The following is a 13,207-nucleotide window of genomic DNA, read 5'->3' as shown; positions in this document are numbered from 1 at the left end:
ACCTCTGGAGCCTGGCCTGGAGGTCGTTCGAATGAAACGATGGATGATGGTCCTCGGAGCGATGGCGGTGATGAACAGCGGATGTGAGGAGTTCGTCTTCAATCCAATTCAGAATGGGGGTTGGGAGAGCCCCCCGGCCCCCGTGGTGCCCGACGACGGCGATGAGGTGGACGACGATGAGGTGGACGACGTGGACGACGGCGCCTCGGCCGTCCACGTCATCGCGCTGCGAGGCAGCGATGTGGTCCCCGGCTCCCTCCCCTTCACGGGCAGTCCGCCGCCCTGGGAGACCCCGGACGCGCTCGTCCTGTACTTCAGCAACGCTGTCGAGCAGTGCGCCCAGCCCGTGATCGATCTCAGGATCGGCGTCGACTGTGACAAGGCAGGTACCTGGCAATTCATCCTGACGATCCCGCCCGAGCTCAACAAGCCAGGCCTCATCGATCTCTCCGCCATGCACATCCCCTTCTCCAAATCGGTGATCCTCTCCGATTGCGGCGGAGGGGGCGGCTCGGGCCCCGGCCATTGGGGCACGCTCGAGATCGTCAGCAGCGACGAGACCTCGCTGTTCGTGAAGGTGCGCGGCGCGGGCGACCAGCATTGGCCGGTCGACGGCGATCACACGGTCCAGCGCTGCGGCACATAGCTCTGCGGTCGCACGACGGCCGGCCGCCAGGCTCCGGTAGAAACGGCACAGCGTGCCAGTGCGGCAGGCGTCGAGGGATTCTCGGCGAACTCCCGTTCTTCCCCTCGTCATCGCAGGCGAGCCGGCGCGAGGGCGCCCCGCCATTTTCCATGGCGGAGCGCGGCGGTTTTGGCAACATGCACCGACGCTCGACGCCTCGGAGGCCGCCGCACTGGCCTTCGAAGATCCGCCTATGGCCGATAGTCCACGCTACCTCGTGATCGAGGTCCTGCACGACGGGCCCGAGACGATCCTCTACCGGGCCCGGCGCGAGGAGGACGGCCGGCCGGTGGTGCTCAAGGTCCTGCGGGGCGACCACGCGAGCCCGCGCGCCCTCGGGCGGCTGCGCCACGAGCACGACATCGCCAGGGCGCTCGACTCGACGGTCATCGTCAAGGCCCACGGGATCGAGGCGTTCCGGGACCAGATGACGCTGGTCCTGGAGGACTTCGGCGGCCGCTCGCTCGACCGGCTCATCCAGGGGCCGACGCCGCTCGAGCGCTTCTTCCCCCTCGCTCTCCGCCTCTCCGGCGCGCTCGCCGAGCTGCATCGACACCACGTCATCCACAGGGACATCAAGCCCCAGAACCTGCTCTACAACTCCGACACCGGGGAGGTGAAGATCACCGATCTCGGGATCGCCTGCCTCTCGCCCCGCGAATGCCACGACGCCTCCCGCGACGGGCTCATCGCGGGGACGCTGGCGTACATGGCGCCCGAGCAGACGGGCCGGATGAACCGCTCCACCGACGAGCGGACCGACCTGTACTCCCTCGGCGTCACCTTCTACGAGCTGCTGACCGGCGCCTTGCCCTTCCAGGCGAGCGATCCCGTGGAATGGGTGTATTGCCACGTCGCCCTCCACCCATCCCCGCCCCACGCGCTCGTCCCCTCGATTCCCCCGCAGCTGTCGGCGGTCGTCCTCAAGCTGCTCTCCAAGTCCGCCGAGGATCGCTACCAGAGCGCGCTCGGCCTGCAGCGCGACCTCGACGAGTGCTTCGCCAGGTGGCAAGCGAGCGGGGCGATTCCGCCCTTCCCGCTCGGCGAGCGCGATCTCTCCGATCGGTTCCAGATCCCGCAGCGGCTCTACGGCCGCGAGCGCGAGCTGGGGGCCCTGCTCGCCGCGTTCGAGCGCGTGGTCGCGAGCGGCCGCCCCGAGCTCGTGCTCGTCTCGGGCTACTCGGGTGTCGGCAAGTCGTCGCTCGTGGCCGAGCTGCGCGGGCCGGTGGTGCGCGCGCGGGGCTTCTTCCTCTCGGGCAAGTTCGAGCAGCCGAGGCGCGACGTCCCTTACCACGCCTTCCTCCAGGCGTTCCGGGCGCTCTTGCGGGAGATCCTGAGCGTGAGCGACGAGGAGCTCGAGCGCTGGCGAGAGCGCCTCCGGGAGGCCGTCGGCGCGACCGGCGCGCTGCTCGCCGGCGTGCTCCCCGAGCTCGCGCTGCTCCTCGGCCCGCAGCCGCCCGCGCCGGAGCTCCCGGGCGCCGAGGCCCGGCACCGGTTCCACGCGGCGCTCCAGCGCTTCGTGGCGGCGTGCGTCCAGAAGGAGCACCCCATGGTGCTCTTCCTCGACGATCTCCAGTGGGCCGACGCCGGCAGCCTCCAGCTGCTCGAGCAGCTCATCACCTACACCGAGACCGAGCACCTCCTGCTCCTCGGCGCTTATCGCGACAACGAGGTCGGCCCGGCGCACCCGCTGCCGCTCATGCTGGCCGACGCGCGGAAGCGCGGCGCGATCTTCAGCGACCTCGTCCTCGCGCCGCTCTCCGCCTCCGACGTCGGGGCGCTCGTCGCGGGGGCGGTCCACGCCGCGGCCGAGCGCGCCGAGCCGCTCGCGCGGCTCGTCCACGAGAAGACCGGCGGCAACCCCTTCTTCGCGATCCAGTTCCTCCTCGAGCTGCACCAGGAAGGCCTCATCGCCTTCGACGCGAAGGCGGGCGCCTTTCGCTGGGACATCGCCGCGATCCGCGGCAAGGGCTTCACCGACAACGTCGTCGAGCTGATGGTGGGCAAGCTCAAGCGGCTCCCCGTCCCGGCGCAGGACGCGCTCAAGCTCGCCGCGTGCCTCGGCGCCAGCCTGGACCTCGACACCCTCGCGCTGGTCGCGAGCCGCCCTGCAGCCGAGCTCGGCGAGTCGCTCGCCGAGGCCGTGCGCGAGGGGCTGCTGCTCCGCCGCGACGCTGGCTACCGCTTCCTCCATGACCGGGTGCAGCAGGCCGCCCGCGCGCTCATCCCCGCCGGACAGCTCGCCGAGGTGCACCTCCACATCGGCCGGCTGCTCCTGAGGGGCCGGCGCGCGGACGAGCGCGAGGAGGCGCTCTTCGACGTCGTGGGGCACCTGAACCGCGGCGCCGCGCTCCTCCGTTCCCAGGAGGAGCGGGACCAGCTCGCCGCGCTGAACCTCCGCGCCGGCAGGAAGGCCAAGGCCGCCGCGGCCTTCCAGTCGGCCGCCGCGCTCTTCGCCGCGGGCCTCTCGCTGCTCGCGCCAGGCAGCTGGGAGGCGCGGCGCGAGCTGACCTACGATCTGACCTTCGAGCGCGCGCACGCCGCGTACATCACCGGCGGCTTCGACGAGGCCGAGCTGCTGCTGCAAGAGCTCATGGCTCACGCGAGCACCGAGGCCGAGCGAGCCGCGGCCGTCGAGCTCGCCATCGCCCTGAGCGTGACCCGCGGGCAGGCCGCCCGCGCGGCGGAGATCGGGCTCACGTTCCTCCGCTCCTGCCACGTCGACCTGTCGATCCCGCTCACCGGAGCGCGGCTCGCGGAGGAGACCGAGGGCGTCTGGCAGGCCCTGGGCGACCGGGCGATCGAGGGCCTGATCCACCTGCCCCCCATGACGCACCCGACGTGCAAGATCGCGATGAGCGTCCTGGCGAGCGTGGCTGTCCCCGCGTACTTCGTGCACCCGGACCTGAACTACCTCGTCGTCGTGCGCATGGTGAAGCTCAGCCTGCAGCACGGCAACGCCGCGAGCTCCCCTCACGCGTATGCGGCGTTCGCGAAGGTGATCGGCCCGAAATACGGGCGATACCAGGAGGGATATCTGTTCGGCAAGCTCGGTCATGACCTGGTGGAGAGGGACAACCTCCTCGCCATGAAGGCCATGGTCTTTTTCTTGTTCGGCAATCTGATCCTCTTCTGGAAGCGCCATTACCGAGAGACGACTCCGTACACGCGCGCCGGCTTCAACGCCGCGGTCGAGACCGGCAACCTGAACGACGCGTGCTTCCTCTGCATCTGGGCCCCGCTGTTCCCGCTGCTCGCCGGCGAGCCGCTGGGGGACGTCCTCCGCGAGGTCGAGGAGCGCCTCCGCTTCGTGCGCAAGACCGGATACGAGCTCGTCTACAACATCCTCCTGAGCGCCTGCGCGCTGGTCCAGGCGCTGCGAGGCAGGCCGGCCCGGCTCCCGATGATGGATGGCTCCGAGCTGGATCCCGGCGCGTTCGAGGCGCGGCTGCGTCCCGGGGACACGGGCGGCGTGCTCGGCTTCTCGTGCAGCCTGAAGGCCCAGGAGCTGTTCTTGCTCGGCTCCCCGGGGGAGGCGTGCGAGGCGACGCGCCGGGTGATCGTCGACAGGCCCTGGAGGAGCGAACCGCACGCGCTCGTGGCCGAGAGCTTCTATTATCACGCGCTCGCGCTCGCGGCGCTCGCCGGCGACGACGATGCGCGCGAGGCGCGCAGCCCGCGCGAGGCGCCGCCGTCGCCGGAGCGGGAGCTGCCGGACGGGCTGCTCGACTGCGAGCGGCAGCTCGGCGAGTGGGCCGCGAGCGGCCCCGACAACTTCCTCCACAAGCACGCCCTGGTCCGCGCCGAGATCGCCCGGCTCCGCGGGCAGGAACCGGAGGCGGCCCGGCTCTACGAGCAGGCCGCGTCGGCCGCGCGGGAGGGCGGCTTCGTCCAGCACGAGGCCATCGCCTGCGAGCTCGCCGCGGCGTTTTACCGCGCGCGCGGCCTCACCACCGCCGCCGACGCCCACCTCCAGAAGGCCCGCGCCGCCTATTTCCGCTGGGGCGCCCACGCCAAGGTCGAGCAGCTCGACCAGCGGTATCCCTCCCTCGTCGAGCGAAAGCCGATCGCCCCCACCGTCACCTTCGCCGTACGCGCCGAGCAGTTCGACGTCCTCTCCGTCGTCAAGGCCTCTCAGGGCATCTCCGGTGAGCTCAAGCTCCCGCGCCTGCTCGAGATGCTCCTGCGCACCATGGTCGAGCACGCGGGCGCCGAGGAAGGCTACGTGCTCCTGGCCCGAGAAGATCGCCTGTCGACCGCGGCGGCGATCGCCGCGTCCGGCGGCGCCGCGCGGCTGCTCGACGCGGGCGAGGCCGCGGCGGCCGCGCTGCCGCAATCCATCCTCAACTACGTTCGCCGCAGCCACGAGCGCGTGCTGCTCGACGACGCCGCCGGGAGGCACCCTTTCCTCGAAGAGGAGTACTTCACGCGGAAGAAGCCGCGATCGGTGCTGTGCCTGCCCATCGTGCGCCAGGCGCGGCTGCTCGGCGTGCTCTACCTGGAGAACCGGCTCGTGGCGGGGGCGTTCACCCCGGGGCGGCTCACCGTGCTCGAGCTGCTCGCGTCGCAGTCGGCCATCTCGCTCGAGAACGCCATGCTCTACGCCGATATCGAGCAGGAGAACGCCGAGCGGCGCCGGGCGGAGCGCGCGCTCCGCGAGAGCCAGGCCACGCTGCAGGCCATCATCGACAACTCCGCCGCGGCCATCTACCTGAAGGATCGCGACGGCCGGCACCTGCTCGCCAACCGCGGGGTGAGCCGCGCCCTCGGCAGGCCGCTCGATCAGATCATCGGAAAGACCAGCGCCGAGCTCCTGCCTGCCGCGCGCGCCGTGGCGCTGGACGCGCACGACCGGCAGGTGCTCGACAGGGGCGAGCCGCTCGAGTTCGAGGAAGAGCTGTTCCTGGAGGACGGGCCGCACACCTACCTGTCGGTCAAGTTCCTGCTCGGCGAGGACGTGATGCCCGGCGTGATCTGCGGCGTCTCCACCGACATCACCCAGCGCAAGCGGGCCGAGCTCGCCGAGCGCTTCCTCGCCGACGCGAGCCGCAAGCTCATGGCCCTCGGCTACGGCGCCACCCTCGACAGCGTCGCGCAGCTCGCCGTGCCCGAGCTGGCTGACCAGTGCGTTGTCGACGTGCGCCTCGATCCGGACGCTCCGGAGCGCACGGCCACCGCAGGAGTGCCCGCCGAGCTCGCGGGGGCGGTGCTCGACGCGCTGCAGCCGCTCTCGGCGGCGTCGCTGCAACGCCCCGAGGTGGGCGACGTCCGCGCCGCGCCGCTTCTCGAGCGGCTCGGCGTTCACTCCTTCCTCCGGGCCCCGCTCCTCGCGCGCGACCGGTGCTTCGGCGTCATGACCCTGCTGGCGACCGCGCCACGGCGCCGCTACGGCCCCGCCGACCTGGGGCTGGCCCAGGAGCTGGCGAGCCGCGCCGCGCTCGCCCTCGACAACAGCCGCCTGTTCGCCGAGGCGCAGGAGGCCATCGAGCGCCGCGACGAGTTCCTCCTCGTCGCCTCGCACGAGCTCAAGACCCCGCTCACCTCGCTCAAGATGCAGGCCCACCTCCTCGCCCGGCTCCTGCCCCGCCTCCAGCGCGCCGAGGTCGCTCCCGAGCGCATCGACGCCGCGCTCCAGGTCCTCGACCGCCAGATCGCGCGCCTCGCCCACCTGGTCAACGAGCTGCTCGACGTCACCCGCCTCAACGCCGGCCGGCTCACCCTCGCGCGCGCCCCCCTCGACCTGGCGGCCCTGACGCGCGAGGTCGTCGAGCGGATGCACCAGCAGCTCACCGACGCCCGCTGCCGCACCCAGCTCGCGCTGGAAGGGCCCGTGATCGGGGACTGGGATGCTTCTCGCATGGAGCAGGTCCTCATCAACCTCCTGTCCAACGCGATCAAGTACGGCGCGGGGGCCCCCATTCACGTCGTCGTGCGCGGCCTGGAAGGCCGCGCGCTGCTCGTCGTCCGCGACCACGGCATCGGCGTCGCGCAGGCCGACCAGGCCAGGATCTTCGAGCGCTTCGAGCGCGCCGTTTCCGTCCGCAACTTCGGCGGCCTCGGCCTCGGCCTCTACATCGTCCGGTGGATCGTCACCTCCCACGGCGGCACCATCCGCGTCGAGAGCGCGCCGGGCGCGGGCGCCACGTTCATCGTCGAGCTCCCTTTGCGTGCGGCGGAGGACGAGACAGATGGCCAGGGCACCTTCCTCTCACCGACATAGAATCGACGTTCACCGGCGGCTCCCGGGGCGGCCGGCGCATGCGCACTGCAGGCGAGCCGGCGCGAGGGCATGCCGCCATTTCCCGTGACGAAGCACGGCGCTTTTGGCACCATCAGGCCAGACGCCGACGCCTCGGAGGCCGCTCCGGCTGCCGACGATCTTGCCTATGCCAGAAAGTCCGCGTTACCTCGTGGTGGGCGTCTTGCACCAAGGTGCAGAGACGATCCTCTACCGAGCGCGGCGCGCGGAGGACGGCCGGCCGGTGGTGCTCAAGGTCCTGCGGCGCGACCACGCGAGCCCGCGCGCCCTCGGCCGGCTGCACCACGAGCACGAGCTCGCCAGTGCGCTCGACACGACGGCCGTGGTCAAGGCCCGCGCGATTGAGGTGTTCGGCGATCAGGTGGCGCTGGTCCTGGAGGACTTCGGCGGCCGCTCGCTCGACCAGCTGCTCGATGGCGACGGGCCCATGCGCCCGATGCGCGGGATGTCGATCGAGCGCTTCTTCCCCCTCGCCCTCCGCCTGACCGACGCGCTGGCCGAGCTGCACCGCCACCGCATCATCCACAAGGACATCAAGCCCCAGAACCTGCTCTGCAACCCCGACACCGGCGAGGTGAAGATCACCGACCTCGGCATCGCCTGCCTGCTGCCCCGGGAGTCCCAGGATTTCGCCCGCGACAGGCTCATCGAGGGCACGCTCGCCTACATGGCGCCGGAGCAGACAGGCCGGATGAACCGCTGGATCGACGAGCGGACCGACCTCTACTCCCTCGGCGTCACGTTTTACCAGATGCTGACGGGCGCCCTGCCGTTCCAGGCCAGCGATCCCGTCGCGTGGGTGCATTGCCACATCGCCCAGGCGCCGCAGCCGCCGCAGGCGCTCGTCCCCTCGATTCCCCCGCTCCTGTCGGCGGTCGTGCTCAAGCTGCTCTCCAAGGCCGCCGAGGAGCGCTACCAGAGCGCGCTCGGCCTGCGCCACGACCTCGATCGGTGCTTTTCCCAGCTGCGGGCGACCGGCGCCATCGAGCCGTTCCCGCTCGGCCAGCGCGACCTCTCCGACCGGTTCCGGGTCCCGCAGCGGCTCTACGGCCGCGAGCGCGAGATCGAGGCGCTGCTCGCCGCGTTCGAGCGCGTCGTCGCGAAGGGCCGGCCCGAGCTCGCGCTCGTGTCGGGTTACTCGGGCATCGGCAAGTCCTCGCTCGTCGCCGAGCTGCACAGGCCCGTCGTGCGCGAGCGCGGCTTCTTCCTCTCCGGCAAGTTCGAGCAGCTGAAGCGCGGCGTCCCGTATCTCCCTCTCCTTCAAGCGTTCCGGGCGCTCTTGCAGGAGATCCTGAGCGCGAGCGAGGAGCAGCTCGAGCGCTGGCGGGAGCGCCTCCGCGAGGCCCTCGGCCAGGATGGCGGTCTGCTCGCCGGCGTGCTCCCCGAGCTCACGCTCCTCCTCGGCCCCCAGCCGCCCGTGCCCGAGCTCCCGCCCACCGAGGCGCAGGGCCGGATGCACGCGGCGCTCCAGCGCCTCGTCGCGGCGTGCGCCCGGAACGAGCACCCCGTCGCCCTCTTCCTCGACGACCTGCAATGGGCCGACGCGGCCAGCCTCCTCTTGCTCGAGCAGCTCGCCACCTACGCCGGGTCCGAGCACCTCCTGCTGATCGGCGCCTACCGCGACAACGAGGTCGGCCCCGCGCACCCGCTCCGGCTCACCCTGGCCGAGGTGCGGAAGCGCGGCGCCGCCGTCTCCGAGCTCGTCCTCGCGCCGCTCTCCGCCGCCCACGTCGAGGCGCTCGTCGCCGAGGCGGTCCACGCCCCAGCCGAGGAGGTCGAGCCGCTCTCGCGGCTCGTCTACGAGAAGACCGGCGGCAACCCGTTCTTCGTCCTCCAGTTCCTCTTCGAGCTGCACCAGGAAGGCCTCATCACGTTCGACGCCGAGCAGCGCGTATGGCGCTGGGACATCGCCGCCATCCACGACAAGGGGTTCACCGACAACGTCGTCGAGCTGATGGTGGGCAAGCTCAAGCGGCTCTCCATCCCGGCGCGGGACGCGCTCAAGCTCGCCGCCTGCCTCGGCAGCGGCCTGGACCTCGACACCCTCGCGATCGTCGCGCGGAGGTCGGCGGAAGCGCTCCGCGGCGCGCTCGAGGAGGCCGTGCGGGAGGGGCTGCTCCTCCGGCGGGACGCTGGCTACCGCTTCCTCCATGACCGGGTGCAGCAGGCCGCGTATTCGCTCATCCCGGCCGAGCAGCTCGCCGAGGTGCACCTCCGGATCGGCCAGCTGCTCCTGAAGGGCCGGCGCCCGGGCGAGCGCGAGGAGTCGCTCTTCGACGTCGTCGGCCACCTCAACCGCGGCGCCGCGCTCCTCCGCTCCGAGGTGGAGCGCGACGAGCTCGCCGCGCTCAACCTCCGCGCCGGCAGGAAGGCCAAGGCCGCCGCGGCCTTCCAGTCCGCCGCCGCGCTCCTCGCCGCGGGCCTCTCCCTGCTCGCGCCGAGCCGCTGGGAGACGCGGCACGAGCTGACCTACGAGCTGACCTTCGAGCGCGCGCACGTCGCGTACATCACCGGCGGCTTCGACGAGGCCGAGCGGCTCCTCGAAGAGCTCATGGAGCGCGCGAGGACCAGGGCCGAGACGGCCGCCGCCGTCGAGCTCGCCGTCGCGCTGAACGTCACCCGCGGGCGACACGCTCGCGCGGTGGAGATCGGGCTCGGGTGGCTCCGCGCCTGCGACATCGCGCTTCCGCGCTGCCCCAGCGACGCACAGGTCGACGAGGAGACCGAGCACGTCTGGCGGGACCTGGGCGATCGCGCGATCGCGGACATGATCCACCTGCCCCCCATGACGCATCCGGAGATCCAGAGCGCGATGGGCGTGCTGAACGGGGTGTCCCTCCCCGCGTTCTTCATGGACGCGAACCTGCACTACCTCATCGTCCTGCGCATGGTCCAGCTCAGCCTGCGCCACGGCAACGCCGACAGCTCCTCCAACGCGTACACCTTCTTCGCGAGGGTGATCGGCCCGAGGTACGGGCGATATCAGGAAGGATATCTGTTCGGCAAGCTCGGCCACGACCTGGCGCAGAGGAGCGGCCTCCTCACCACGAAATCGGTGGTGCTCACCATGTTTGGACAGCACATCGTCTTCTGGACGCGCCATTACCGAGAGACGTATCCGTACATACGCGCCGGCTTCAGCGCCGCGGTCGAGTCCGGCAACCTGAACGACGCCTGCTACAACTGCATGTGGGCCGAGATGTTCCCGCTGCTCTCCGGGGAGCCGCTGGAGGACGTGCTCCGCGCGGTCGAAGAGCGCCTCGGCTTCGTGCGCAGGGCCGGTTACGCGTTACCCTACTGCGTCCTCTTCAGCATCTACGCCATGATCCAGGCGCTGCGCGGGAGGCCGGCGCGCCTCTCGGCGGTGGACGGCTCGGAGCTGGATCTGCCGGCCTTCGAGGCGTCGATCGAGGAAGGGAATCCTCCGCTCGTCCGCGCCATCCATTACAACTTGAAGGCGCAGGCGCGCTTCCTGATCGGCCCTCCCGGAGCGGCGTTCGCCGCGGTGACCCGCGGGCGCGCCGAGCACCCCTACAAGGTCGAGTCGAACGTCATCATCGCCGAGAGCTTTTATTACCTCGCGCTCTCGCTCGCGGCCCTCTCCGGCGAGGCGCATGAGGCGCGGCCCGCCCCGCGGGGGGAACCCAGCGAGGAGCTGCTCGAGTGCGAGCGGCAGCTCGGCGCGTGGGCCAGGAGCTGCCCCGAGAACTTCCTCCACAAGCACGCCCTGGTCCGCGCCGAGCTCGCCCGGCTCCGCGGGCAGGAACCGGAGGCGATGCGGCTCTACGAGCAAGCCATCTCCTCGGCGCGCGAGAACGGCTTCGTCCAGCACGAGGCCATCGCCTGCGAGCTCGCCGCGGGGTTCTACCGCGCGTGCGGCCTCGCCACCGCCGCCGACGCCCACCTCCAGAACGCCCGCGCCGCCTACTTCCGCTGGGGCGCCCACGCCAAGGTCGAGCAGCTCGACCAGCGCTACCCGTACCTCGCCCCGCGCAAGCCGATCGCGCCCACCGTCACCTTCGCCGTCCGGGCCGAGCAGTTCGACGTCCTGTCGGTCGTCACCGCCTCTCAGAGCATCTCCGGCGAGCTCAAGCTCCCGCGCCTTCTGGAGATGCTGCTGCGCGTCGTGGTCGAGCACGCGGGCGCCGGAGAGGGCGCCGTGCTCCTGGTCCGGGAGGATCGCCTGTCGATCGCGGCGGCGATCTCGACGTCGCGCTCGACGTCCGGCAGCGCGGCGCGGCTGCTCGACGCGGGCGAAGCGGCGGCGACCGCGCTGCCGCGGTCGGTCCTCAACTACGTTCGCCGGAGCCACGAGCGCGTGCTGCTCGACGACGCCGCCGGGCGACACCCGTTCTCGGAGGACGACTATTTCCGGCAGAGGGGGGCGGGCTCGGTGCTGTGCCTGCCGATCGTGCGGCAAACGCGGCTGCTCGGCCTGCTCTACCTGGAGAACAGGCTCATCACCGGGGCGTTCACGCCCGGGCGGCTCACCGTGCTCGAGCTGCTCGCCTCGCAATCGGCCATCTCGCTCGAGAACGCCATGCTCTATACCGATATCGAGCAGGAGAACGCCGAGCGGCGCCGGGCGGAGCGCGAGCTCCAGGCCAACCAGAAGACGCTCCAGGCCATCGTCGACAACTCCGCTGCAGCCATCTACCTCAAGGATCGCGACGGCCGGTATCTGCTCGCCAACTGCCACGCGGAGAGCGCCGTCGGGCTGTCGCTCCATGGGATCCGCGGAAAGACCGACGCCGAGATCTTTCCTGCTTCGACCTCCGAGCTGCTCCGTGACAACGACAGGAAGGTGCTCGACGCGGGCGAGCCGCTGCAGTGCGAGGAGGAGCTCTTGCTGGACGACGGGCCGCACACGTTCCTGTCGGTCAAGTTCCCGCTCGGCGAGCGGGTCATGCCCGGCGTGCTCTGCGGCATCTCCACCGACATCACCCAGCGCAGGCGGGCCGAGCTCGCCGAGCGCTTCCTCGCCGACGCGAGCCGCAAGCTCATGGCCCTCGGCTACGGCGCCACCCTCGACAGCGTCGCGCAGCTCGCCGTGCCCGAGCTGGCCGACCGGTGCGTCATCGACGTGGACCTCGCGCGCGGCGCCCCGGGACACACGATCGCCGCGGGTGTGCCCGCCGAGCTCGCGGGGGCGGTGCTCGACGCGCTGCAGCCGCTCTCGGCGGCGTCGCTGCAACGCCCCGAGGTGGGCGACGTCCGCGCCGCGCCCCTCCTCGAGCCGCTCGGCGTTCACTCCTTCCTCCGGGCTCCGCTCCTCGCGCGCGACCGGTGCTTCGGCGTCATGACCCTGCTGGCGACCGCTCCCCGGCGCCGCTACGGCCCCGCCGACCTGGGGCTGGCCCAGGAGCTGGCGAGCCGCGCCGCGCTCGCCCTCGACAACAGCCGCCTGTTCGCCGAGGCCCAGGAGGCGATCGAGCGCCGGAACGAGTTCCTCCTCGTCGCCTCGCACGAGCTCAAGACCCCGCTCACCTCGCTCAAGATGCAGGCCCACCTCCTCGCCCGGCTCCTGCCCCGCTTCCAGCGCGCCGAGGTCGCTCCCGAGCGCATCGACGCCGCGCTCCAGGTCCTGAGCCGCCAGATCGCGCGCCTCGCCCACCTGGTCAACGAGCTGCTCGACGCCACCCGCCTCAACGCCGGCCGGCTCACCCTCGCGCGCGCGCCCGTCGATCTGGCGGCCCTGACGCGCGAGGTCGTCGAGCGGATGCACCAGCAGCTCGACGACGCCTGCTGCCGCACCCGGCTCGAGCTGGAAGGGCCCGTGGTGGGCAACTGGGACGCTTCTCGCGTGGAGCAGGTCCTCATCAACCTCCTGTCCAACGCGATCAAGTACGGCGCGGGGGCCCCCGTTCACGTCGTCGTGCGCGGCCTGGAAGGCCGCGCGTTGCTCGTCGTCCGCGACCACGGCATCGGCATCACGGAGACCGACCAGGCCAGGATCTTCGAGCGCTTCGAGCGCGCCGTCTCCGCCCGCAGCTTCGGCGGCCTCGGCCTCGGCCTCTACATCGTCCGGTGGATCGTCACCTCCCACGGCGGCACCATCCGCGTCGAGAGCGCGCCGGGCGCGGGCGCCGCGTTCATCGTCGAGCTCCCCCTGCGCCCGGCCGAGGCGGAGACGGCGGCCGAGGGCGCAGGCCAAGGAGAAGGGGCCCTGCTCCCGTCGGCCTAGGCGCTCACGCGCTCACGACAGCGCTCCCCGGGCCCATTGCGGGCTCACGCGACGGCGCTGACAGGTGCTTTGCTCCTCT

The 13,207-nt window shown here is 71.5% G+C and carries 3 protein-coding genes; all 3 read left to right on the top strand.

Annotated elements, in window-relative coordinates; all coding sequences use genetic code 11:
* The first annotated feature begins 43 nt into the window (after nucleotides 1-43).
* The 3 genes from ACSRUE_RS21015 to ACSRUE_RS21005 all read left to right on the top strand — a co-directional run bounded on the left by ACSRUE_RS21015 (nucleotide 44) and on the right by ACSRUE_RS21005 (nucleotide 13,128).
* Nucleotides 44-646, top strand: a complete 603-nt coding sequence (locus tag ACSRUE_RS21015) for a hypothetical protein (protein WP_441292539.1) — start codon at nucleotides 44-46, stop codon at nucleotides 644-646.
* Nucleotides 647-878: 232 nt separating this feature from the next.
* Nucleotides 879-6,905 carry an AAA family ATPase gene (locus tag ACSRUE_RS21010; protein WP_441292538.1) on the top strand — a complete coding sequence of 2,009 codons (6,027 nt, stop codon included), beginning with the start codon at nucleotides 879-881 and terminating at the stop codon, nucleotides 6,903-6,905.
* A gap of 166 nt (nucleotides 6,906-7,071) precedes the next feature.
* Nucleotides 7,072-13,128 (top strand): AAA family ATPase, encoded by a 6,057-nt coding sequence (locus ACSRUE_RS21005; RefSeq protein WP_441292537.1) that lies wholly within the window; start codon nucleotides 7,072-7,074, stop codon nucleotides 13,126-13,128.
* Nucleotides 13,129-13,207 lie beyond the last annotated feature (79 nt).

The organism is Sorangium sp. KYC3313, from assembly GCF_052075895.1.
Classification (GTDB): domain Bacteria; phylum Myxococcota_A; class Polyangia; order Polyangiales; family Polyangiaceae; genus Sorangium; species Sorangium cellulosum_B.
This window is presented reverse-complemented; position numbering and strand designations above follow the sequence as displayed.